The following is a 23,378-nucleotide window of genomic DNA, read 5'->3' as shown; positions in this document are numbered from 1 at the left end:
TGTTTTTATACGTAATTACAACTTTGTGATATAATAGAGAAGAAAAAAAGAGTAAGAGGAGGATCATACCGTGAAGCTGATTGTAAATGCAGATGATTTTGGACTATCCCGTGGTGTCAATTACGGGATTGTGGACGCCCATGAACTAGGAATCGTCACATCAACGACTATGCTTACAAACATGCCTGCAACAGACCATGCCTTCCAACTAATGGAGCATTATCCCGATTTGCAAGTGGGTGTTCATTTAACTTTGACTTGCGGCGTTCCCTTAACGTCGGACTGCCCTACATTAATCAACCAACAAGGCGAGTTTCGTCTTACTAGTCAATTTCGGCGAGCAACACATGAGATCAACGTGGAGGAAGTGGAGAAAGAGTGGAACGCACAAATTCAACAATTCTATACAAAAGGGATCACGCCTTCGCACCTTGACAGCCACCACCACATCCATACGTGGGAGCCTGTCATCCCAGTGATCAAGCACCTTGCACAAACGTATGACCTGCCTGTAAGGACTGGCTTTAAACAAGCACCTGCTGGCATTCGCTTCTGGTCTGATCTACTCGATACAAACTTTTATAAAGAAGGCGTAAACGAGGCCTATTTTGCTGAACTATCCCAACAATACAAAGGGTATGATGGGACCATTGAAGTGATGTGCCACCCAGCATACATAGATGAAACGTTAAGGAAATATTCTTCCTATGTTGACGACCGTGCCCGGGAGCTTAGGATTTTGACACAAGTGAAACAAACGGTAGGACACTTGCTTGGAAAAAACGAACCGACTCAGACTTAACAAGTCTTGGTCGGTTTTTGATAATTTCGTTCAATCGTAAAACTAGCTTTTTCTCCATGGAAATAAGCGATTGAATATTCGATTTTAGACTCGTCGGCTAAATAAGCGTGTGTTTCAATTTGAATGCAAGGGTCGCCAACTGAAATCCCTAGCTTTGCGGCTACTTCTTCATCTGCGAGGGCGATATGCAAATGTTCTTTTGTCTGGTGAAGCGAGAGATCCGGCTGGCTTTGCAGTAGTTGATAGAGTGAGTGTTCTCCCCCTTCTTTCGTTAGCCAAGTCGTCTTGCGCCAAGGCAAATAAGCGATTTCGTATTGTAAGGGGGCGTCGTCTGCATAACGGATTCGTTCAAGGCGGTGGACAGGCTCATTTTCTTCGATTTCAAGCATGGCAGACAAGAACTCATCAGAAGGAACGACTTTCAAATCGATCACTTGTATTTTTGGTTTTTTTCCTTGCAATTGCAATTGCTCCCGATAATTCCCTTGCGTTGCAGATAACGTTTGCTTGACCCTTCTGCTGGCGACAAAGGTGCCTCGCCCTTGGATACGTTCTACATACCCATCGATGACAAGTTGCTGTAGTGCATTTCGGATCGTCGTTCGGCTAACATCATACATCTTGCACAGTTCTGCCTCAGTTGGCAGCTGGGATTTAACGGGATAAACTCCTTGTTGGATGGCGGTAACTAACTCTTGTTTAACGTAAGCATGGAGCGACTGGTCAGTGCCTTTTTTATTCACGTTCAATGTTGTTACTCCTTTCAGTGGGTACGGCTAAGACGTTTTATCAACAGTCATTATAACATTTTCTAACGAATATGTATTTACGGATGTTTAAAAGGTAGTAACAGCTAAAAATCAAGTAATGAAATAGAAAAAGGATTGGGTGTAACTAGCAAAACCAATGAATTTATAAGTCCAATATAGATAGAAAGAACTATTTTTCGAAAATTATAATAATGACGTTGATTGTTATTGTTATTACCTTTATGATCGAATTAGTAGTAACAACTTATGGTTGATGCTACTTAATAAATGGACTGGGGGGAGTACGAATGGAATGGAAACGATTGGGGGAACTGCTCACACCTCTGTTTGTTGTTTTCTTGCTACTTGTATCGGGTGGAGGCGGACAATCTGTAAATGCTGCAACAAAGTCAGAGGACGACCCTTACAAAATTGTCGCTTACTATCCATCTTGGAGCGCCTATGGACGAGATTTTCAAGTTTGGGAGATCGATGCTTCGAAAGTAAGTCATATTAATTACGCATTTGCCAACATTTGTTGGGATGGTAGACATGGCAATCCAGACCCTGCTAGTCCAAATCCGCAAACTTGGTCATGTCAAGATGAAAATGGCGTCATCGATGTACCGAACGGGTCAATTGTTATGGGCGACCCTTGGATCGATGCACAAAAGTCCAATCCAGGCGATACTTGGGACGAGCCGCTACGGGGGAATTTTAAGCAGTTGCAAAAACTGAAAGAAGAACATCCCCATTTAAAAACGTTGATCTCTGTCGGCGGATGGTCATGGTCGAACCGTTTTTCTGACGTCGCAGCAACAAAGGAAACACGAGAAAACTTTGCAAATTCGGCAGTTGATTTCATCCGCCAATATGGGTTTGACGGCGTCGATATTGATTGGGAATATCCAGTAAGTGGAGGGCTTCCAGGCAATAGCCGCCGCCCTGAAGATAAGGAGAACCATGTTCTGCTTTTGCAAGAAGTACGCAACAAATTAAATGAGGCGGGCCAAGAGGACGGAAAAGAGTACTTAGTGACAATTGCCTCAGGAGCCAGTTCTGAATATGTAGAAAATAACAAGCTAGCCGAAATTGCCGAAGTGGTCGATTGGATCAACATTATGACCTATGATTTTAACGGTGGTTGGCAAAATACGAGCGGCCACAACGCTCCGCTCTACTTTGATCCAGCGGCAGCCGATTCAGAGCTTCCGACGCCTGAGCAATTTAATGTTGAAAGCGCTGTCGACGGTCATTTGCATGCAGGGGTACCAGCAAATAAACTTGTATTAGGAATGCCTTTTTATGGGAGAGGCTGGATGAATTGCGAAGAAGCAAATCACGGCGAGTACCAACACTGCTCTCCTCCTCAAGAAGGAACGTGGGAAAATGGTGTATTTGACTTCTCAGACCTTGAAGACAATTATGTAAATAAAAATGGCTATCAACGCTATTGGAACGATGTTGCGAAAGTTCCTTTCTTGTACAATGCGGCAAACGGTACCTTTATTACGTACGATGATGCAGAATCCTTCCAGCATAAGACCGATTTTATTAAAGCCAACAATCTGGCAGGTTCGATGTTTTGGGAGGTGAGCGGTGACCGAAATGGAACACTCCTTACAGCATTAGCGGAGCAACTGGATTTTGAGCCGGGAAAAGGGCAAAACCCTGAAGAACCTTCATTGGCGCCTCGCGATATTCGCGCCGTGGACGTTACATCCACATCCATCACTCTTTCGTGGGAACCGTCAAGCGAAGCAGCGACACGGTATATCGTTCAATACGGCACAGAAGAACAAGTGACAGACGAAACGTCTCTATCGATTACCAACCTGCAACCAAGCACGGCGTATACATTTACTGTTTCTGCTGAGTATGAAGATGGCAGCAGGCACACCGGACAAGCTTTAAACGTCACAACGAAAGCGAAAAATGGCGGTGAGGCGTGTGCAGCTCCTAACTGGGAACAGACAGCCGTCTACACAGGCGGAGACCAAGTCCAGCATAAAGGACATTTATATGAGGCGAAATGGTGGACGACAGGAGAAGAACCAGGAACAACAGGAGAATGGGGCGTATGGAAGTTGCTTGGAGAGTGTGAATAGTCTTGGTTGAAACATTGGCGTGTGTTTGTTGAAAAGCGGAACTACTTAGTTGAAAACGCGGAATCGTTATTAATAGCCTTCCAAAAGAAGTCCCCTTCCTGAATAGGGAGGGGATGAATGATCCGCCAAGCGAAATCTGGAAGACCTTCTGCTCTTGTTTGTGGCAATATAATATTATTAGTAGAGTAGTAGCTACATTTAAGGTCGGTAATGGATGAAATGAGACTTAGAATTATTCCATTCTCCGTAAAAGACCACTCCATATAAAAATCATAATTTATTTTTTGTTTTTAGACTAGTAGATATTTCTCTTTTATTAACTAATCGGAGTGTTTTTGTTTTTTTACATTTGATATAAACACAACTATAAAAAATAGCAATAAACCCAAAACTAAAGTAATAAAAGAGCTTGAAATTAACCTCTGGCTATAAAATAATTCTGTTATGGAGTTTACTAATAACACTCCTCCCCAAAATAAAAAGGTTATCCAATAAGCGTTATTAACATTTTTGTTACTGACAGAATTTTTAAAAAACACATTTTTCACCTGCTTAGTGGAATATTTATAGAAACGCAAGTTCGTAACATAAAAACAATAAAAAATTGGTTCTTTGTAAGAACAGTATACTCAATCTTGGTAAAATAACTCAACCCCTGATTAAATCGGACTTAAAGTTACCCTAATAGCCACCTTGTCTTGTTAATCATTACAAAAAACTACGGAGTTCAAAAAGCGTAGTATGCTGCATTTCACAATCGCCGTCTCGCCTAATTAAAGAAGCTTTCCTATCCTAGGAAGGCTTTTTGCTATTTATATAGATGGTGACAAAATTGTAAGTGAGGCGCCGTCAATTGTAAGGCAGATCAATGGTTTCCTATAGGGAGAAGCGAGACAATTGAATAAAAAAGAAAGAGAGTGAGTAAGTTGAAACGCAGACTAGCTATCGCCTTCAGCATAGGAGCCATTCTAATAATTGCTGGCTGGCTCTTGTTTAAGGACAATGTTGTTGTGTTGAAAATAAATCCATTTGTAGCAGTGACAGATGTGTACGTGGCAATAGAGGAAGACGGCACTAAAAATGAATCTGGCGACTATGTATATGAAATACAGGGAGTTGACGAACACGGCCAAGTGAGGACAGTTGAGTTTACTGCAAGCAAAAATTTGCGGGAAGGGGCATTTTTGCGGTTAAAGACAAAAAAAGCATTTGTCGATAGCTGGGAAGAAGTCCAACTAGAAGATATTCCTGACGCGATCCGTACGTCATTTTAAAAAAAGTGAAAAAATGTTCTTTACAAGCTGTGCCGTTATTTGATTTAATAGAATGATGGAACAATCAGATAGTTTTATTAAAGCAACTATTGAACGACAAAGTTAAGTGACAAACGGCCCATTTAGGGCTGCTTGATTTTGTCGTCAACTTCGACAAAATCAAGCACATAAGCGAGGCAAACGCCTTGTCGTCCTTTTTTTGTCTACAGTCTCTGGCCATTTATGGCCTTATTTTTTATGAGTCAGTGGTGACCTGTGTTTTAGATGCTCAAAATGGAAACATGCTTTTTTTGATTAGCGTATCAGGCTGGTTGCAGTCGGTTGCGTTTTCTTTGCATGCAACGAATTCTTAGCTGAAGAAAAAAGGAGATAGGCAAGCACATAGCCAAAAAATAGTTTGTGCTTTCAACAGAGAGTAGGATGGAATCGGAGGTAGGTGGAGAAAATGAACAGAAAGGTTCATTACGCATGGATGATTGTCATCATTATCTTTTTGACATTTCTGGCAGTTCAAGGACTGCGCCTTTCATTTGGCGCTTTTGTGGAACCTTGGGAAAAAGACTTTGCCCTTGATCGAGGGACAACATCGCTTATATCGACATTGAGTTTTGTTGTATACGGCGTTTCCCAACCTCTTATTGGGAAGCTAGTAGACAAATGGGGAGCACGCATGGTTCTCTCATTCAGCACGCTCATTGTCGGTATCAGCATTTTGTTAACCGCTTTTGTTAACGAACCTTGGCAACTGTTTGTCTTGTATTGCTTGTTCGTTTCACTTGGTGTCGGTGGTGCCTCCAATGTAGCGGCAACGGTTGTGATTACAAACTGGTTTAACGAAAAACGAGGGTTGGCATTTGGCATTATGGAGACAGGCTTCGGCGCCGGGCAAATGGTTCTCGTGCCCGTGTCTTTGTCATTAATTCATTGGTCTGATTGGCGGATGACGGTTGTTTTACTTGGTTTGTTTTTAATCGTCGTTGTCTTTCCAATCATTATGTTATTTTTACGGAACCATCCTCGTGAAAAAGGATTGTCGCCGGTTGGCGGAGAAAGGCAAGAAGGGGAAGACACTAGCCAAGAAGGCAAAAAAGCAGACATTTCTTTTAGGCAAGTCGTAGTTAAACGTGAATTTTGGCTTGTGTTGTTGCCATTTGCCATTTGTGGCTTTACGACTACGGGGTTAATGGATACCCATTTGATTCCTTTTTCCCATAACCATGGGTTTTCCACCCAAGTTGCCGGCACAGCGGTCAGCATTTTAGCAGCATTTAATGTCATTGGCATTTTAGCGTCAGGTGTTGTCGCTGACCGTTTTAGCAGCCGAAAGTTTTTGTTGTGGTTATATTTGACGAGAGCGGTCGCGCTTTTTATTTTGTTAAATAGCCATAATCCAGCTTTATTGTTCCTGTTTGCGATGATCTATGGATTGGTTAGCTTTGCAACGGTCGCGCCTACGCAAATGTTAATCACCCAGTATTTTAAACGCTATTCTGTCGGCTTTATTCTTGGGTGGCTGTTTTTAAGCCACCAAATTGGTTCCGCTCTAGGAGCGTACTTGCCAGGTTGGCTCTATTCCGAATACGGTCATTATCAGTATGCTATTTATATTTCCATTGCGTTGCTGGTAGCGGCAACCATTTGTAAGTTTCTCCTTCCTGAGCCGGAAAAGTGAATCTAAAAACAAATTTTCTTTCTCTCATGTTCTATGCTATAATCAGGGTTTGAGAATACGACTATCCGTTTGCCGTGTTATTTGGCAAACTTTGAATAAGCATGAACGAACGAAATGAGGGTAAAAACATGTCAAAGGAATCGATTTACGGCCTTACAATGGCTCAGTTGACTGACTGGCTGATGGAGCGTGGCCATAAAAAGTTTCGTGCCGCGCAAGTGTGGGACTGGCTTTATCGCAAGCGGGTGACGACGTTTGCAGAAATGACCAACGTCAATAAAGACTGCCTCCAGCTATTAGAAGACCACTTTGCCATTGAGACAATGAGCGAACATGTGCGGCAGGAGTCAAAGGACGGTACGATTAAATTTCTTTTCCGTCTCCAAGACGGCAATTTAATTGAGACGGTGCTTATGCGCCATAAGTACGGCTTCTCGGTTTGCGTTACCACACAGGTGGGCTGCAACATTGGCTGTAGCTTTTGTGCGAGTGGCTTGTTGACTAAAAACCGCGATTTGTCCAGCGGTGAAATTGTCGAGCAGATTATGAAAGTCCAGTTCCATTTAGATCAAGTAGGAAAAGAAGAGCGCGTGAGCCACGTTGTCGTAATGGGCATTGGCGAACCATTTGACAACTTCCAGAATACAGTCGATTTTCTTGAGATCATTAAAGATCATAAAGGGTTGGCGATTGGAGCAAGGCACATTACCGTATCAACGAGCGGCCTAGCCCACAAAATCTATGAATTTGCCGACTTGAAACTGCAAGTCAACTTAGCTGTGTCTTTGCATGCTCCAAACAATGAGCTTAGGTCACGGATTATGAAAATCAACAAAGCGTTTCCGATTGAAAAATTAATGGATTCGATCAACTACTATATAGAAAAAACAAACCGCCGTGTGACCTATGAATACATTTTAATCAAGGATGTCAACGATCATAAAGAAGAGGCATTGCAGTTAGCTGAGCTAATTGGTGATAAACGCCACCTTTCCTATGTAAACTTGATTCCGTACAATCCAGTGGATGAGCATAGCCAATACCAACGCAGCGAACCTGAAGCCATTTCCCAGTTTTTCGACACATTGAAGAAAAAGGGCATCAATTGCGGCGTCCGCTTAGAACACGGCACGGATATTGATGCGGCTTGCGGCCAACTAAGAAGCAAACAAGAGAAGAAAAAAGTAAAGGTTAACTAAAAAAGACCCAATCCTGCTTATTGTGGCGGGATTGGGTCTTTTGTTGCTTAAAGGCATTGTCCAAGGAGTTCTCCATTGCGCATTTACTTGTAGCCATCGCCTTCTTCAAGTTCTGGCAGTAAGGGCTGCATCATTGACGTGATCTCAGCTAGAACGGTAAAATGAACAGGACGACATCTTTCCTAGGAGGGCGTTTATGCCTTGTTTTGAGAGCGTTTACACAAAAGAATATGCGCAACAACTGGATGCAGCTGATCCACTTGCGCGCTTTCGCAATGAGTTTTACATTGACAAAAAAAGCATTTATCTCGATGGCAATTCACTCGGTTTGCTGTCCATACGTGCAGAGCAATCATTGCTTGACGTATTGGATTCTTGGAAACAGTATGGAATTGATGGCTGGACAAAAGGGAAGCACCCTTGGTTTTATTTGTCTGAATCATTGGGGGAAAAGATGGCTTTCCTTGTAGGGGCGAAGGCGGAGGAAGTGATCGTTACTGGGTCGACGACAACAAATCTCCACCAATTAGTTAGCTCTTTTTTTCGGCCCGAAGGAAAGAAAACGAAAATACTGGCAGACGAGCTGAATTTCCCGAGTGACATTTACGCATTAAAAAGTCAGCTCCACCTCCGAGGCCTTGATCCAGAGGAACACCTTATTCAAGTGAAAAGTGAAAATGGTCACATTCTAAATGAAGGGGACATTATTGCAAAAATGAAAGAAGATGTCGCTTTGATCGTTTTGCCGAGTGTTTTATATCGAAGCGGGCAAATCCTTGATATGGAACGGTTAACAACGGCCGCTCATCAAAGAAACATTCTAATCGGGTTTGATTTATGCCATTCGATTGGTTCCATTCCCCACCAATTAGGAAAGTGGGATGTGGACTTTGCTTTTTGGTGCACGTATAAACATGTAAATGGCGGACCGGGCAGTGTAGCGGCGCTTTTTGTGAACGAAAAACACTTTGGCAGAAGCCCAGGATTAGCTGGATGGTTTAGTTCAAACAAACAAAAACAATTTGACATGGAGCATACGCTAACGCATGCTGAACATGCCGGTGCCTTTCAAATTGGTACACCTCATATTTTTAGCATCGCGCCTTTGATCGGATCTCTTGCCATTTTTGCAGAAGCAGGAATCGACCAAATTCGCAAAAAGTCGTTAAAACTGACTGACTATATGATGACACTAATCGAGCACGAGCTTTCCGAGTACCAGTTTACGATCCAAAACCCAAGGGATGAAAGACGAGGCGGCCATCTTTACATTGAACACGAAGAAGCTGCTCGTATTTGCAAAGCGCTTAAGGAAGAAAACGTGATCCCTGATTTTCGCAGCCCGAAAGGCATTCGCCTCGCACCGGTTGCCCTTTACAATACGTTTGAGGAAGTATGGAATAGCATTCAGGTCTTAAAGCTAATTATGAAGGAAGAGCGCTACAAAAAATTTAAAAATGAACGGGATGTGGTTGCTTAATGAATCATGCAAATAACATGAACCGCTGGATCGATGTATCGCAGCCACTTAATGAAAAACTTGCCCACTGGCCAGGTGATTTGCCGTATTCGTACCAGTTGACGTTTTCCAAACAGCAAACAGGTTCTGTCAATATTGGCCAAATGGCGATGAGTGTCCATTCTGGTACTCACGTTGATGCGCCGTTTCATTTTAAAGACGACGGTGCCAAAATATCAGACTTGGATATTAATGTGTTTATAGGAAAAGCAAGAGTCGTTGATTTATCTAAACACGAAAGAATCGACCAAGCTGCCCTTCGTCCTCTCCATTTAGAAGGAATAAAAAGGTTGTTAATAAAGACAGCCGTCCCGAACCAAGCAACTGCATTTCCTGATAAGATTCCATATGTAACGGCAGACGGTGCTGCCTACATGAAGGAAAAAGGCATTATACTCATTGGCGTCGATGTTCCTTCTGTTGATCCATTGGATAGTAAAGAGCTAGAAGGGCACCATGCTTTAGCGGACAATGGCATTTCTATTTTAGAAAACCTTATGTTAGATAAGGTGGAAGAAGGCGATTATGAGTTGATTGCCTTGCCTTTGCCAATGGAAGAGGCAGATGGTAGTCCAGTACGGGCCGTTATCCGAGCCATTTAAACAGGAAGGCGGGGCATAGGTATGACAAACGAACAGAAGCCTTTTCAACAACAAGCGCCACAGGAAGAAACAGGAATCCATACCGATTTTAAAAACAGGATGACGTATGGGGAATATTTAAAACTTGATCAAGTTTTAACCGCGCAAGAGCGACTGTCGAATCATCATGATGAAATGCTTTTTATCATTATCCACCAAGTAAGCGAGCTTTGGATGAAACTGATCCTCCATGAAACTTACGCAGCCATTGCCTCTATTAAAGCAAATGACTTGCCATCATCGTTTAAACGCTTAGCGCGTGTCTCGAAAACACAATCACAAATCATTCAAGCGTGGGACGTTCTTTCGACGTTGACCCCAACTGAATACATGGAATTTCGGGAACAGCTCGGCCAGGCATCAGGGTTCCAGTCGTATCAATATCGTCTCATAGAGTTTGCACTAGGCCATAAAACGAGAGCGATTTTAAAAATCTACGAAAAAGACAAGGAGTTGCATGAAAAGCTGGTTGAAGCCTATCAGGCACCGAGCTTGTATGACGTTTCGATTCAAGCATTGGCAAATGCCGGCCTAGCAATTGACCAACACTTAATAGAACGGGATTTTTCAAAACCTTATGTGGCAAATGATTCTGTCCGAGAAGCGTGGTTGACCGTCTATCGACATGTGGATCGTTATTGGAATCTCTATCAACTAGGAGAAAAGCTAGTCGATATCGAAGATTGGTTACAGCAATGGCGTTTTCGCCATATGAAAACAGTCGAGCGAATCATTGGCTTTAAAGTTGGCACAGGTGGCTCGTCTGGAGTCAACTACTTAAAGAGTGTCCTTGAGCAACGTTTTTTTCCTGAGCTATGGGATTTGCGAACGGAAATTTAAACGTAACAGGAGTGGTGTTTGATGTGAATGAATCCGACTACTATGAGCTTATATTTGAAGAGCTTCTCTTGTCAGGGCAAGCCATCTGGGAAATTCGAAACGAATAATAGCTAACAGAAAGGGCTGTCCGCAAAAAGGCAGCTCATTTCATGTTAGAGGCAAACCGATGGGCGTATTGCCTTTCTCCTTAGGAAGTAGGCGGTCCTGTGCTTTCTTTAGCGTGCTTCGGCCAAAGAGGTTGTTTCTTTTTCCGTCGTTTAATCAGGCCGACAGCAACGAGAAACAAAGGCAGGAAAAAACCAGTTAAAATCGATTGAGGAATGCTTACGAATCGAAAAAATTCACGCTCTTCAATTATGCTTGTGAAATAAGTGGCGCCAAGAAACAACAATAGCATTGCAATTGGCAACACTAACGGTTTGGCTTTTTTAAGATTGAATAAATGGGCAATTCCCGTTAAGATCGCATAGAAATAAAGAAGTAAATTGAAGTAAATCGAGATAAACCATACGACGGTAATCGTTGCTTCAATTCGCTGGAAAAATTGGCCGACATCGATGCGCTGTGCAAGTGACAGAGCTGGATAAAAATCACGAGATACGACTTGCGGTGTTAAAACGGTGATGCATAGGAATGTAAACACGATTAAAATGAGGCAACCGAGGGAATAGCCGAGCCATATCGCTTTTTCGGCTGCTTTTTTATCGCTTATATGCTTAGGGAAAATCGATAGTTGGATGACGACGTTGCAAACGACATTGCCCATATAAATAGCGAACGCTTGGGTCGTTGCTGCCATTGGTGAATGGGCAATCGGCATAATATAGCCAACATCGACATCGTGCAAAGTTAAGCCAATCAGCAGTGTGAGTGGAACGAAAAAGAATAGCAAACATAGCGATGCTGTCCGGGCTATTGCTTCAATTCCGCATATGATGCCGAACACAATAATGGACAAACATAGCAAGTAGCATACAAAAAAAGGCGTCGACGGCAACAAAAAATGATTAATAAAGGTGACGGCATAGCTCATAATTGCTGGGAAATGAAGCAGTGGAAACAAAATATAGAAAAAGGAAGCAAACCAACCTACGACTTTGCCGAAAGTACGTTTGTTCATGTCAAAAATGACATCAGAAGGCATCCAGCGAGCAAGCAACGTGTAAAGAAAAATAATTGGGATGCCAACGATGCTGCCGATAATCGGAACAAGCCAAGCATCTTGCTGGATAAAAAAGCTCAATGAGCCTGGAAGGCCGAGCATCGCCGTGCTAATTGTTGCGTAAAGAACCATTGTAGCAAAAGACCGCGATGAGAATGTTTCCACTGTTTTCATCAAATCCGACTCTCCTTTTCTTGCCGTACACGTTGCTTTTTAAAACGACTTAACGAGTGAAGTGAGCCCCCGAGCAATACTCGGCACCTCTAATCCCCATGCGTAAAGCGCTCCATATGTTGTAGCTATCGTTAGAATCGTATAAAAGACAACCTGCACTTTGCGATTGCCCTTTAAGTCGCGCCAATTTACCCATGTGATTACAAATGCGCTTAACAGGACACAAACCAAAGACAACACCATTAATAATCACCTTCTGAAAAAGAATTGATAATGCTTCCACTATCAGAAATGGTGATGTCAATGTTTATTTTCACATCGAGGTCTTGATAGATCGAGTACCAGTCGTCCTGGATTTGCTCCCAGTAATCAGGGGATTTTCGGTATAATTCCTGTCCGATACCAAGGATGTCCGAACCTGCTTGTTGGGTTGCGACGATCGCTTCGCGAATGTCTGACTCCATCTCGGTTTGCGCCTGTTTTTCGACCCGTTCATAGGAAGAAGGGATGGACAAGTCCAAATCAACGCAATCGACTTCTGAAATGGTGGCCTTAAGTGAGAGGTCGTATGTCACTGAAGGCGCCCCGTCTTTTAACTCCATTTTTATAGCTGGATCGTTTGAATGCATTTCTAGTGCTATTTTGCCACCGCTTGGGCAAGTAAAGCTTTTGACGCTGTTCTCGATTCCACTGTTTAAGTATTCAATGTTTTTGCTGTGTGGTTGAGAAAGCCAAGTAAGCATTTTGCTGCCTTTAAAAATGGCTAAACCATTGGTTTCGACAAAGGCAGCCGCCATGTTTTGCTCGACATTTTTCTTCGTCCTACCTTTCTGTAAATCCCCAGAAACCGTTACGCCCATAATCGAAGGATCAATGCCGTCAGCCTTTAGTTCATAAAACAGACGATCCATTGTCAATTTCTTTGTACTGCTATAAGAACGGCCCGAAAACTCGATCGAATCAAAAAGGCTTTGTGAGGACAAATTTTCCAATGGCGTTAGCACATTTAAAATGTTTTCAGCGGCCGTATCTTTGGAAATTAGCACAAAAAAATCAGAGCGCATTTCGTGATCCCGATAAAAGAAATCCAATACATGGTCTAGACCGTCCCTCGCAACATCTTCACTTAGAATCAACACTTTTAATTGGGAAACAAACGATCGCCTTGGTGTTTTTTGGATCATTTTCCGTAACGATTCATGAATCGTTTTAGATTTTTCGCGGACGTCGATACCTTGTGCATAGCCTCTGCCAGTTTCCTGTGAAGCGATTTCAGCAGGGTTCATTGCCTGCATTGTCAACACATAATCATCTCCTTCTTTATCAACGGCTATGCCGACAATTAAGGAAAGCTGATTGAGTTCCCAACGGTCCCAACAACCGCTTAAAAGAAAAAAGGAGACGACAATGATCATCGTTTTTTGTATTTCTGCTTTCAAATCCGCATCCTCCTTTCATTCAATCTTTAGGGCTTGGTTTTGGTGTACGTTGCCGCGTTTGATTAAACTTTGTCGTTGCTTCTGGCCGCTCATTCATCAACCATTTAGGCGCACGGAAAATTGTGTCGGTTTGGTCTTTCCATACAAACGGGGAAAGCCCTTTTAAATAAGGGATGCCAAACGATTTTAAAGTAGACAAATGTAAAAGCACTGCAGTAAAGCCAATACAAATGCCTAAAAGGCCAAACGAAGCAGCAAGAGCCATAAATCCAAATCGCAAAATACGGATTGGTACGCCAATGCTGTATGTAGGAAACACAAAACTGGCGATCGCTGTAATCGAGATAACAATGACAACTGCTGCAGAGACAATCCCTGCTTGCACAGCGGCTTGGCCAATGACGATAGCACCGACAATCGATACGGCTTGGCCGACTGGCTGCGGCATGCGAATCCCTGCTTCACGGAGAATTTCAAATGTGACTTCCATCATTAATGTTTCAACAAAAGTCGGAAACGGCGTGCCTTCCTGTTGCGCAGCTAAGTTGCCAAGCAGCCCTGTGGGGATCAGCTCTTGGTGAAACGTTGTAATCGCAATATAAAAAGAGGGGGCCAACATCGCAATAAAAATACACATGAAGCGTAACAGACGAATAAGGGTTCCGATGTCAGCACGCTGTGTATGGTCTTCAGCGTTGTGGAAAAATTGCACAAATAGGGCCGGGACAATAAGAGCCATTGGCGAGCCATCACTCAGTATTGCAATTTTGCCTTCTAATAAATGGGCTGCTGTTGTATCAGGGCGCTCAGTTGAGTACACAGTTGGAAAAGGCGTATATGCTTGGTCTTCGATTAATTCTTCGATGTTTCCGTCTTCTAAAACCGAATCAGTATAGATGCGATCTAGCCTTGTATGTAGTTCACGCAATATGCTTTTGTCAACAATATCATTCATATAGGCAATCATAATTTTCGTTTTGGTACGGGTGCCGATTGTTCTTGTCTCAATCCATAACTGTTCGTCTCCTATTCGCCTTCGCAATAGGGAGATATTCGTCCGTACATTTTCAACAAATCCTTCTCGTGAGCCGCGGACGACTTTTTCTGTCATTGGTTCTGATACAGGCCGTTCTGTATAAAGGGAAACAGCGACAGCGATAGGGGTAGAAAAACCATCGATTACACAAATTGCGTAGCCAGTGAAAAGTTTGTCCATTAGCGGCCGGAAGCGATTGAGCGTTTCTGTATGGCCTACTTCTTCTAAATACTGTTGTGCTCTTTCAAACACGTCAGGTTCCTTTTCATCAAAAAATTTCGCTCTGCTTATCATTTTTTCAACTGCGTCTTCATTGCAAAGCCCCTCTACATAAAGAAAAGCTGCTTTTAGTGTTTGGTTTCTACCAAATGAAAAAGGCCGTACGAGTATATCTTCGCTATGTCCGGTAGTAGTTAAAATAAAATCAATCGTATCAGCGAGATGAGAGCTAGGCATCTTGTTTGTTAAGTAATCATGAGGCGGTGCGGATTGTTTCATGATAAGAGGGACACCTCCTGCTTGAAGTGAGAATAGTTGTAGTATGTAGCAGCCCACTCCTTTCTATGCGCTTTAATCCGGCATTCAGTGTAAATCAAAGACTCGTTTTTGATTATTTTCTTCCCTTTGCATTAACTTGTTTTTTTCATTTTCATTCTTTTGCGCTAGTACACTTGTGAAAAACGATCAGTTATAATAAAGATATACCGGGATATATGTTTGATTTGTGCAGAATTATGTCGATTTATGTTTAAAAAGAACAATTAATGATTGACAACGGTTGCTTTTTGTTCTAAATTAACAATATAGGATGTGAAAAAAGAACATGAATCCTAAAGAAAGACGTTTGTATATTCAAAAGTTGTTGGCGACCGCCGGAAAAGCAGATATTGATGAATTGGCCAAGGCTCTCGATGTTTCTCACATGACAGTAAGACGCGATTTGGCTTTGCTTGAAGCGGAAAACCAAATTATTCGCACACACGGTGGAGCTGTACTGCAAAAAGCACTTGTCAAGGAGACGCCTTATGCCCGTAAAGAAACGAAAGAATTGCCAGCGAAAAAGGCGATTGCACGGGAAGCGGCACAACTTGTAGAGAACGGGTCAACAGTATTAATAGACTCAGGGACAACAACGCTTGAAATTGTTAAGTTATTGAAAGACCGGAATGATTTGACCATTATTACCAATGATATAAAGATAGCTGCACAACTGATTGATGCAAAGCCGCGTTGTATTATAACCGGGGGTGAAGTCCAGCCCGAACTCGGTGCGCTGCACGGCCCCCATGCCCAAGAGCTATTGCGCAATATTCACGTTGATTTATTTTTGCTTGGTGCCCATGCTGTCCATCCATTGGCCGGAATCACAGCGCCTACGCTTGAAAAGGCGAAAATCAAAAAGTTGATGATGCAAGCAGCAGCAAAAACATGGCTTGTATGCGATTCCAAAAAATTTGATGAAACGTCTTTCGCCCGTGTTTGTGGTTTGAATGAGTTGGAAGGAATTGTGACCGACTCGAGAATCCAAGGGCACGAGATGGAGGCATGCCATGAGAATATGCGGTTGGCGCCGATGTAGGCGAACGGGGGGAAAACAATGAAAATAGGCGTAATTGCTGATGATTTAACAGGGGCGAATGCCTCTGGCGTGAAACTGGTTCGACAAGGGTTTCAAGCGTCAACGATTGTCCATAGTGCGACTTTGCCTGCCAACAGTTTCTATGATGCAGTCATTATGGATACCGATAGCCGTTACATTGAAGAAAACGTCGCTAAACAGCGTGTTGCTCGGGCAATGGAGCAGTTGCAAAATTGGGGAGCTGCCATTTTTACAAAACGGATTGACAGCACATTAAGAGGCAACATTGGCGCAGAGGTCGATGAAATGCTTAAAGGAATGGCGGAAGATGCCATAAGCATCGTCATGCCGTCTTTTCCAGATTCCGGCCGAGCGATGGCAGGGGGCTATTTGTTGCTAGATGGCATTCCCCTTCAGGAAACGTATGTATCGAAAGACCCAATCGCGCCAATAAAAAAATCTTATGTCCCTGATTTAATCGGGGACCAATCCCATCATCAAGTGGGCTACGTCGGGCTTAGCGCGGTTATGGAAGGCCAAGAGTCTTTCTTAAATGAGCTTTCGCTCCAATTGCAAACTGGCGCCCGAATCATCGTTGTTGATGCGATTACCAATGAACAGATTGATGAAGTAGCCGAAGCACTTGCGTCCAGTGGGCGAACAGTGTTGTGTGCTGATCCTGGCCCGCTGACAGCTAGTTATGCTCGAGCGATGTCCCGCGACTATGCGAAGAAAGCAAATATTTTAGTGGCAGTCGGCAGTGCAACAAGTCTAACAGGGACGCAACTAGCGTATCTGATTGAAAAAACAGGTTCCACGCCCGTTTATGTGAACCCTGAGCCCCTTGCTAGTTATAGCAGCTCTTGGAAACAGGAAGTGGAACGAGCAACAAAAGCTGCATTAAAGCAAGCAGAAACAGACCGTGTTCTCATTGTGACAACACATAAGCCTGGCCAAGAACTAGTCGATTTGAAGGCAAAAGCTATTGAAGAAGAAAAGAGCAGTGATGCCCTTGCAAAACGGATCACCGATGGACTGGCAACGATTAGCCGGAAATTGCTTACAAGCGAGCGTATCCAGTTTGCTGGTTGTTTTACAAGCGGCGGTGATGTAACCGCATCCGTCTGTGCACTCGGGCGCGCGAATGGCATTGCTCTAAAAGACGAAGTCATGCCCCTTGCTGCTTATGGCACATTTGACGGCGGCTATTTTGACGGATTGCCAGTTGTGACAAAAGGCGGCTTAATTGGCGATAAAAAAGCGATTTACGAGTGTGTCAAATTTATTGAGACAAAAGCAATGTAAACAAAGGAGAGGGATAACATGGCAAAACCAATTATTGCGGTAACAATGGGCGATCCAGCAGGAATTGGACCTGAAATTACAGTTGGTTCACTGAATAAGAGCGAAATTTATGATCTTTGCACACCTGTCGTGATTGGCAATGCAGCAGTGCTAGAAAAACTATTGCCTGTAGTCAAAGCGGACTTAACGATTAACAAAGTTAACACTCCGGCGGAAGCACGGGGCGAATATGGAACAATTGACGTCATTGATTTTCCAAACCTCGGTGATTATCAGTTTGGGAAAGTTAGCGCCGAATGTGGTGCACAAGCATTTGCTTATATTGAACATGCGGTTGAGCTTTGCAAAACCAACCAAGTGCAAGCAATGGCAACAGCACCGATTAATAAAGAATCCCTTAAAGCAGCAAATGTACCATACATTGGGCATACGGAAATGCTTGCTGGCCTAGCTGATGTCGCTGATCCGCTCACGATGTTTGAAGTCCGCAACATGCGCATTTTCTTTTTGACACGCCACTTGTCGCTAAAAGATGCAATTGGGCAAATGACAAAGGAACGTGTCCACGACTATTTGCTTCGCTGTGATGCAGCACTCGCAAAGCTTGGTGTTGAAAAGCGCAAATTTGCTGTAGCTGGCTTAAATCCCCATAGTGGAGAAAATGGATTGTTTGGTTATGAAGAAGTGGATGAAATCAAGCCAGGAATTGAGCTTGCCAAAGCAGACGGGATAGACGCTGTCGGTCCAGTTCCTGCCGACTCGGTCTTTTTCCAAGCATTAAATGGACGTTACGATGCCGTGCTTTCCCTTTACCATGACCAAGGGCATATTGCCGCGAAGATGACTGATTTCCACCGCACCATCTCCATTACAAATGGACTTCCATTCCTAAGGACGTCTGTCGATCACGGCACAGCATTTGATATTGCCGGACAAGGGATTGCAAGTTCAGTCAGCATGGAAGAAAGCATTAAGCTTGCCGCTAAATACGCGCCTCATTTTAAACAGGCGTAACCGACTGGGCTGCGACGAGCAGCCCAGCTATTCATCTTATTATTAAGCGCTTACAAGAAGGAGGCAACACTTATGGAAGTATCTGAAACGCAAATGATGATCGGCCTCGTATTGGCGATCGCTGTGCTCATATTTCTTGTCGTAAAAACAAAAGTTCATGTCTTTTTGGCTTTAATTATTGCCGCTTCCATTACTGGGCTCGTCGGCGGAATGGCGCCTCCAGACGTGGTGAACGCCATTACAGAAGGATTTGGCAGCACGCTCGGCTCGATTGCAATCGTGATTGGTTTTGGCGTGATGATGGGCCGAATTCTTGAAGTATCAGGTGCAGCGGAACGGCTAGCCTACACGATCGTTAAAGTTCTTGGGAAACGTAAGGAAGAGTGGGCGATGGCAATTACAGGCTATATCGTCGCGATTCCAATCTTTGTCGATTCAGCCTTTATTATTTTGAGTCCACTTGCGAAAGCGTTGTCAAAAAAGACAGGAAAATCAATCGTCGCTCTTGCTATTGCTCTTGCCGGCGGCGCGGTTGTCATTCATAGTGCTGTTCCACCGACGCCAGGTCCCCTTGGAGTTGCAGGAATATTCGATATTGACATCGGTTGGATGATTATCTCAGGCATGTTGTTTGCGGTTCCAATTGTCATTGCAATGGTCATTTACGCAAAGTGGCTTGGCAAGCGGATTTACCAAGTTCCGAGCGAAGACGGAATGGATTGGATTCGTCCAGAAAAACAGCTAGATGTAGAACAATGGTTGGAAGAAAAAGAACAAAAAGAGCTTCCTTCATTGCTGCGTTCGTCTTTGCCAATTGTGGTGCCGATCGTTCTGATTTTTATGAATACAACATTGAACGCAATGGAAGCAACAGGCCCATTTGTCGACTATATCACCTTTTTTGGTTCGCCTGTCATTGCAGTAGGGATCGCCGTACTGCTTGCTATCTACGGGTTGTTCGGCCATATCCAACGCTCAGAAGCATTGGAGCGGATGGAAGAAGGCATTAAGCAAGCGGGAATCGTATTGCTTGTCACCGGCGCAGGCGGTGCCCTCGGCTTTGTCTTAAGACAGACAGGTGTAGGCGAGCATATTGGCGAAATCGTCGTAAACACAGGAATCCCTGCAATTTTGCTTCCTTTCGTCATCGCTACACTCATCCGCTTTATTCAAGGCAGCGGCACTGTCGCGATGATTACAGCCGCATCCATTTCAGCGCCAATTTTAGCCGATATGGATGTCAATATGGTGCTTGCTGCACAAGCAGCTGCTCTCGGTTCACTATTCTTCTCTTATTTTAATGATAGTTTGTTCTGGGTAGTCAACCGCACAATTGGCATTAAGCAGGCGAAAGAACAAATCCTTGTCTGGTCAGTGCCGACTACGATTGCCTGGTTTATCTCCCTTATTATGCTACTCATCGCAAATATGTTCGTTTAAGTTGGAAAGCTTCCTATGCGGGAAGCTTTTTCTATTGAGGAAAAAGCGAAGCTGTCGTCAATAGAGCGCTAGTTGTCCTCCCATCTCTGTACTAAAAAAACGGCCTTCCCATTGTCTCCATATCGAAGGGAAAGCCGTTTTTTGTTACCTTTTTCACGATTAAAAGCCGTATCTTACTCCTTCACAGCTCCTTCCGCGACACCTTTCATAAATTGCTTGCTGAAGATGATGAATAAGATAATGAGTGGCAATGTCGCCATCAATGTGCCTGTCATGATGATCGCGTAATCGGTGTCATAAACCCCGTTCAGTTGTGCGAGCATGACTTGTAGTGTATAACGGCTTGGTGAGTTGATCGTAACGAGCGGCCATAAATAGTCATTCCACACACCGATGAATGTAAAGATGCCGAGAAAGGTCAGCGCTGGCCGGAGCGAGGGCAGCGCTACATTCCAGTATAGACGGAACGTGTTGCAGCCATCCAATCTTCCTGCTTCGAGCAATTCATCAGGAACCGCGTCCTGGCAGAATTGGCGGATCCAAAAGATTCCAAATGCACTGGCGAGGCCAGGAATGATCAACGCTTTGTACGAATCGACCCAGCCAAACTCGGCAATTAGCAGGAAAGAAGGGACAAAGCTCATTTGTGAAGGAATCATCATCGTTAACAGCAAAGCAGTGAACAGCATGTTTTTTCCTGGAAAACGAAATTTCGCGAATGTAAATCCGGCAAGGGAACAAAAGAATAACACGCCAATAACCGTGACGGTTGAAACAAATAACGTGTTAAAAAAAGCTTGGTAAAAGTCAATGGAAGCCAGCACATTCTTTACATTCGTAAACAGTTCATGGCCGAACGTCAATTTTGGAGGAAATCTCAAAATATCGCTTGTTGTATTCGTGGCCATGACGACTAGCCAGTAAAACGGGAAAATCGAGATAATGACGCCAATGAGCAAGACAAAATGGGTCAATGCTTTCGTGAGAAATTTATCGGATGCCATCTGATTTCCTCCTTATGCTTTCTGGACTAGTTTCCAATTAATAAGCGAAAACAAGGCGATGATGATGAACATGGCCCATGAAACCGCGGAAGCATAACCAAATTGATTATTTAGAAAACCTTCATTATACATATAGAGTGTCATCGTCATGCCAGCTCCGCCAACGCCGCCAGAATTGCCTAGTAATATTTGCGGCTCGGTAAAAATTTGCATCGAGCCGATTGTTGTCATGATGACCGTAAACAAAATGATTGGGCGCAGTAAAGGAATGGTAATGCGAAAGAAAATTTGCGTTTTATTGGCTCCATCAATTATGGCAGCTTCATAAAGGGTTTTCGGGATGTTTTGCAAGCCAGCTAAATAAATGATCGCATTATAGCCGACAAACCGCCAAACAACCATGGAGGCGATGACGACTTTCACTAAGAAACCTGAGTTCAGCCATTCGAGAGGCGTGATGCCAATGAGAGAGAGCAAGTAGTTCATTAAGCCGTATTGGTTGCTGAAAATCGTTTCAAAGATGATCGCTACGGCAACAATGGAGGTGACATTCGTGATAAAGAACATCGTTTGGTAGGTGCTCCGCCCTTTGAGGGAAGGGAGATTGAGTAAAAAAGCGATGACTAAAGCAAAGAACAACATAGGAATGCTTGAGAGAAACCAAATCGCAAATGTGTTGCCGACAGCTTGCCAAAACTCAGCATCGCCAAGCAAATATTGAAATTGGGACAGGCCGACAAACGTCTTATCGCCTAAACCAGACCAACTGTGGAAAGACAAATACAACGAATAGAAGATTGGAAAAACGCCAAAGACCGCAAATAATAGAAAGAAAGGAGAGATAAACAGATAGAGGGTGCGTTTTTTCCATATTTCAGCCCAAAGAGAAGGCTTATGTTGACGGAGCATCTCATAGTCGAGTTCTGTTTGAGGTTTAGTGGTCATCGCGTATTCCTCCTTATTGATCGATTCTTGACAGTTCCCGTTGCGCTTTCTTCTGTGCATCCTCCCAAGCCTTCTCTGGATTCTTATTGGCTCGATCGATCAGCACCATCTCATCATTAAAAATCGTGCGAAACTTGCCGTAATGTTCTCCATAGAAAGTAGGAGGGACGTTTTTCGCCGACTCAACAAAAACATCCGCTACTACTTGGTCGCCATAAAAAGGATCAGGTTCACGCAAAAGCTCTGACTCAAGCGTCTCAATCGCAGAAGGAAAAAGATTGACGTCTAAAAAATGGTCGAGCTGGGCATCTGGTGATACAAGCCATTTTGTAATAGCCACTGCCTCGTCTTTGTGGGCGGAGCTATCAAGAACGCCAATAAAAGAACCGCCGTTATTGCCATCTCCACCAGGAGCTCTTGTAACACGCCATTTCCCTGCTGTATCAGGAGCAGCATCTTGTAAGATTTGCGATTCCCAAACAGCTCCTACCCGTGAAGCGACATCGCCCCCGTTTAAAGCGGCATTGACTTCTTGCCCTTCTGTCAGACGTGCAGACAGGCCTTCTTCGTGGATGCGGACTGCTGTATTCCAAGCATATTGAATCGCTTCCCCATCGCCGATATAAGTGCCGTCTTCAGCAAAGTATTTGTCTGATTGCTGCTCAATCACTTGCAAATAAGGTTTTGTAATCGATTCAAACATATGGACACCTGTTGTTTCTTTCATTTGAATGCCCGCCTCGATATAATCCTCCCATGTCTGCAACTGGGCATGCACTTCATCGGGTTCGGTAGGCAATCCCGCTTCCTCAAATAAGTCTGCTCGGTAATAAAGGGCAGTTGGGCCAGTGTCTATTGGCAGGGCAATGAGCGCACCGGTTTCTGGGTCTTGTACAGCTTGCCATTTCCAATCCAAATATGATTGCTCTAATTGATCTGCACCATAATCAAGCAAATTGACAAACTCTTCAGCGTAAGCGATATACTCATAGGCCCAGTCATTCATAGCGACAATATCAGGGCCCCTCCCCGCAATAAGCGCTGTATGCAACTTCGTCTTGTATTCATCTCCACCGATCTTTTGGGCATCAATCGTCACATGAGGAAAGGCTTCTTGCGCTTTCGCAATCACATCATCACTCAGGCTGCGGTTCCAATACCAAAGTGTTATTACCGGTTTAGACTCGCCTGACATAGGGGCAAATTGACAGCTAGAACAGACAAGGAGCGACACACTGAAAAACAGGAAAAGACGTCTCATGGTGGAACCTCCTTCTTAGAATCATTGGCATGTATGACAGCGCTTACAAAATAGTTGAAACCAATGAAAATATAAATTTAGATTATACTATACTGTATTTTCAATAAATAATACATGTTTATTTTTGACAATAACAAGTTGGAACAAAACCATTCCTTAAAAGCGCTCGTATAGCAAGGATGGGCCTTCATCTATAAAAACGAATTGGTGGTATG

The 23,378-nt window shown here is 43.6% G+C and carries 20 protein-coding genes; 12 read left to right on the top strand and 8 right to left on the bottom strand.

Features of this window, described 5'->3' with window-relative positions; genetic code table 11:
* The first annotated feature begins 70 nt into the window (after window positions 1-70).
* Window positions 71-802 carry a chitin disaccharide deacetylase gene (gene chbG / locus BC8716_RS03135; RefSeq protein WP_094423892.1) on the top strand — a complete coding sequence of 244 codons (732 nt, stop codon included), beginning with the start codon at window positions 71-73 and terminating at the stop codon, window positions 800-802.
* On the opposite strand, the gene BC8716_RS03130 is transcribed toward chbG, so the two are convergent.
* Entirely contained in the window at window positions 799-1,545 is a 747-nt protein-coding gene (locus BC8716_RS03130; protein ID WP_169715991.1) for a GntR family transcriptional regulator, read from the bottom strand. The two genes, chbG and BC8716_RS03130, sit on opposite strands and share 4 nt — an antisense overlap.
* Window positions 1,546-1,859: 314 nt before the next feature.
* On the opposite strand from BC8716_RS03130, the gene BC8716_RS03125 reads away from it, so the two are divergent.
* The 7 genes from BC8716_RS03125 (at window position 1,860) to kynA (ending at window position 10,804) form a co-directional block, all read left to right on the top strand.
* Window positions 1,860-3,659 (top strand): glycosyl hydrolase family 18 protein, encoded by a 1,800-nt coding sequence (locus BC8716_RS03125; protein ID WP_094423890.1) that lies wholly within the window; start codon window positions 1,860-1,862, stop codon window positions 3,657-3,659.
* A gap of 926 nt (window positions 3,660-4,585) precedes the next feature.
* On the top strand, window positions 4,586-4,933 hold the full coding sequence (locus BC8716_RS03115; protein WP_157730340.1) for a YxeA family protein: 348 nt from the start codon (window positions 4,586-4,588) through the stop codon (window positions 4,931-4,933).
* A 445-nt stretch (window positions 4,934-5,378) separates the two neighbouring features.
* Window positions 5,379-6,605 carry an MFS transporter gene (locus BC8716_RS03110; protein ID WP_094423887.1) on the top strand — a complete coding sequence of 409 codons (1,227 nt, stop codon included), beginning with the start codon at window positions 5,379-5,381 and terminating at the stop codon, window positions 6,603-6,605.
* A gap of 128 nt (window positions 6,606-6,733) precedes the next feature.
* On the top strand, window positions 6,734-7,804 hold the full coding sequence (rlmN, locus tag BC8716_RS03105; protein WP_094423886.1) for a dual-specificity RNA methyltransferase RlmN: 1,071 nt from the start codon (window positions 6,734-6,736) through the stop codon (window positions 7,802-7,804).
* 196 nt (window positions 7,805-8,000) lie between these two features.
* Complete coding sequence (kynU, locus tag BC8716_RS03100; RefSeq protein WP_094423885.1) at window positions 8,001-9,284, top strand: kynureninase; 1,284 nt, start codon at window positions 8,001-8,003, stop codon at window positions 9,282-9,284.
* On the top strand, window positions 9,284-9,925 hold the full coding sequence (gene kynB, locus BC8716_RS03095; RefSeq protein ID WP_094423884.1) for an arylformamidase: 642 nt from the start codon (window positions 9,284-9,286) through the stop codon (window positions 9,923-9,925). Before kynU ends, kynB begins: the two co-directional genes overlap by 1 nt.
* A 21-nt stretch (window positions 9,926-9,946) precedes the next feature.
* On the top strand, window positions 9,947-10,804 hold the full coding sequence (gene kynA, locus BC8716_RS03090; RefSeq protein WP_094423883.1) for a tryptophan 2,3-dioxygenase: 858 nt from the start codon (window positions 9,947-9,949) through the stop codon (window positions 10,802-10,804).
* Between the two features lie 187 nt (window positions 10,805-10,991).
* On the opposite strand, the gene BC8716_RS03085 is transcribed toward kynA, so the two are convergent.
* From BC8716_RS03085 to BC8716_RS03070, 4 genes are read right to left on the bottom strand one after another with little or no spacing between them, the layout of a single operon-like run.
* Entirely contained in the window at window positions 10,992-12,140 is a 1,149-nt protein-coding gene (locus BC8716_RS03085) for a GerAB/ArcD/ProY family transporter (RefSeq protein WP_094423882.1), read from the bottom strand.
* A gap of 39 nt (window positions 12,141-12,179) precedes the next feature.
* Window positions 12,180-12,383 (bottom strand): hypothetical protein, encoded by a 204-nt coding sequence (locus BC8716_RS03080; protein WP_094423881.1) that lies wholly within the window; start codon window positions 12,381-12,383, stop codon window positions 12,180-12,182.
* Window positions 12,383-13,579 carry a Ger(x)C family spore germination protein gene (locus BC8716_RS03075; RefSeq protein ID WP_094423880.1) on the bottom strand — a complete coding sequence of 399 codons (1,197 nt, stop codon included), beginning with the start codon at window positions 13,577-13,579 and terminating at the stop codon, window positions 12,383-12,385. Before BC8716_RS03075 ends, BC8716_RS03080 begins: the two co-directional genes overlap by 1 nt.
* A 19-nt stretch (window positions 13,580-13,598) precedes the next feature.
* A complete protein-coding gene (locus tag BC8716_RS03070; RefSeq protein ID WP_257392281.1) occupies window positions 13,599-15,113 on the bottom strand; it encodes a spore germination protein in 1,515 nt (504 codons plus the stop codon).
* 325 nt (window positions 15,114-15,438) lie between these two features.
* On the opposite strand from BC8716_RS03070, the gene BC8716_RS03065 reads away from it, so the two are divergent.
* From BC8716_RS03065 to BC8716_RS03050, 4 genes are all read left to right on the top strand, one after another.
* The gene (locus BC8716_RS03065; RefSeq protein WP_094423879.1) at window positions 15,439-16,194 is read left to right on the top strand and encodes a DeoR/GlpR family DNA-binding transcription regulator; all 756 of its coding nucleotides are present in this window, start codon (window positions 15,439-15,441) and stop codon (window positions 16,192-16,194) included.
* A gap of 18 nt (window positions 16,195-16,212) precedes the next feature.
* On the top strand, window positions 16,213-17,499 hold the full coding sequence (locus tag BC8716_RS03060; RefSeq protein ID WP_094423878.1) for a four-carbon acid sugar kinase family protein: 1,287 nt from the start codon (window positions 16,213-16,215) through the stop codon (window positions 17,497-17,499).
* Window positions 17,500-17,517: 18 nt separating this feature from the next.
* Window positions 17,518-18,513 carry a 4-hydroxythreonine-4-phosphate dehydrogenase PdxA gene (pdxA, locus tag BC8716_RS03055; protein WP_011245515.1) on the top strand — a complete coding sequence of 332 codons (996 nt, stop codon included), beginning with the start codon at window positions 17,518-17,520 and terminating at the stop codon, window positions 18,511-18,513.
* A 72-nt stretch (window positions 18,514-18,585) separates the two neighbouring features.
* Window positions 18,586-19,953: a GntP family permease gene (locus tag BC8716_RS03050; protein ID WP_094423877.1), complete on the top strand. Its 1,368-nt coding sequence runs from the start codon at window positions 18,586-18,588 to the stop codon at window positions 19,951-19,953.
* Between the two features lie 173 nt (window positions 19,954-20,126).
* Here BC8716_RS03050 and BC8716_RS03045 read toward each other — a convergent pair whose 3' ends face one another.
* From BC8716_RS03045 to BC8716_RS03035, 3 genes are read right to left on the bottom strand one after another with little or no spacing between them, the layout of a single operon-like run.
* Window positions 20,127-20,957 carry a carbohydrate ABC transporter permease gene (locus BC8716_RS03045; RefSeq protein ID WP_094423876.1) on the bottom strand — a complete coding sequence of 277 codons (831 nt, stop codon included), beginning with the start codon at window positions 20,955-20,957 and terminating at the stop codon, window positions 20,127-20,129.
* Window positions 20,958-20,969: 12 nt separating this feature from the next.
* Entirely contained in the window at window positions 20,970-21,866 is an 897-nt protein-coding gene (locus BC8716_RS03040; RefSeq protein WP_406550699.1) for a carbohydrate ABC transporter permease, read from the bottom strand.
* 49 nt (window positions 21,867-21,915) lie between these two features.
* Window positions 21,916-23,163, bottom strand: a complete 1,248-nt coding sequence (locus tag BC8716_RS03035) for an ABC transporter substrate-binding protein (RefSeq protein ID WP_094423874.1) — start codon at window positions 23,161-23,163, stop codon at window positions 21,916-21,918.
* Window positions 23,164-23,378: the final 215 nt, after the last annotated feature.

The organism is Shouchella clausii, assembly GCF_002250115.1.
GTDB lineage: Bacteria > Bacillota > Bacilli > Bacillales > Bacillaceae_D > Shouchella > Shouchella clausii.
The sequence above is the reverse complement of the archived record's forward strand: the minus strand, read 5'-3'. Positions and strand labels throughout refer to the sequence as shown.

What these genes read in the sequence shown, in the direction of transcription:
- BC8716_RS03125 (WP_094423890.1), top strand. Translation starts at nt 1,860, where the DNA reads ATGGAATGGAAACGATTGGGGGAACTGCTCACACCTCTGTTTGTTGTT.
- BC8716_RS03110 (WP_094423887.1), top strand. Translation starts at nt 5,379, where the DNA reads ATGAACAGAAAGGTTCATTACGCATGGATGATTGTCATCATTATCTTT.
- rlmN (WP_094423886.1), top strand. Translation starts at nt 6,734, where the DNA reads ATGTCAAAGGAATCGATTTACGGCCTTACAATGGCTCAGTTGACTGAC.
- kynU (WP_094423885.1), top strand. Translation starts at nt 8,001, where the DNA reads ATGCCTTGTTTTGAGAGCGTTTACACAAAAGAATATGCGCAACAACTG.
- kynB (WP_094423884.1), top strand. Translation starts at nt 9,284, where the DNA reads ATGAATCATGCAAATAACATGAACCGCTGGATCGATGTATCGCAGCCA.
- kynA (WP_094423883.1), top strand. Translation starts at nt 9,947, where the DNA reads ATGACAAACGAACAGAAGCCTTTTCAACAACAAGCGCCACAGGAAGAA.
- BC8716_RS03085 (WP_094423882.1), bottom strand. Translation starts at nt 12,140, where the DNA reads ATGAAAACAGTGGAAACATTCTCATCGCGGTCTTTTGCTACAATGGTT.
- BC8716_RS03080 (WP_094423881.1), bottom strand. Translation starts at nt 12,383, where the DNA reads ATGGTGTTGTCTTTGGTTTGTGTCCTGTTAAGCGCATTTGTAATCACA.
- BC8716_RS03070 (WP_257392281.1), bottom strand. Translation starts at nt 15,113, where the DNA reads ATGAAACAATCCGCACCGCCTCATGATTACTTAACAAACAAGATGCCT.
- BC8716_RS03065 (WP_094423879.1), top strand. Translation starts at nt 15,439, where the DNA reads ATGAATCCTAAAGAAAGACGTTTGTATATTCAAAAGTTGTTGGCGACC.
- BC8716_RS03060 (WP_094423878.1), top strand. Translation starts at nt 16,213, where the DNA reads ATGAAAATAGGCGTAATTGCTGATGATTTAACAGGGGCGAATGCCTCT.
- pdxA (WP_011245515.1), top strand. Translation starts at nt 17,518, where the DNA reads ATGGCAAAACCAATTATTGCGGTAACAATGGGCGATCCAGCAGGAATT.
- BC8716_RS03050 (WP_094423877.1), top strand. Translation starts at nt 18,586, where the DNA reads ATGGAAGTATCTGAAACGCAAATGATGATCGGCCTCGTATTGGCGATC.
- BC8716_RS03045 (WP_094423876.1), bottom strand. Translation starts at nt 20,957, where the DNA reads ATGGCATCCGATAAATTTCTCACGAAAGCATTGACCCATTTTGTCTTG.
- BC8716_RS03040 (WP_406550699.1), bottom strand. Translation starts at nt 21,866, where the DNA reads ATGCTCCGTCAACATAAGCCTTCTCTTTGGGCTGAAATATGGAAAAAA.
- BC8716_RS03035 (WP_094423874.1), bottom strand. Translation starts at nt 23,163, where the DNA reads ATGAGACGTCTTTTCCTGTTTTTCAGTGTGTCGCTCCTTGTCTGTTCT.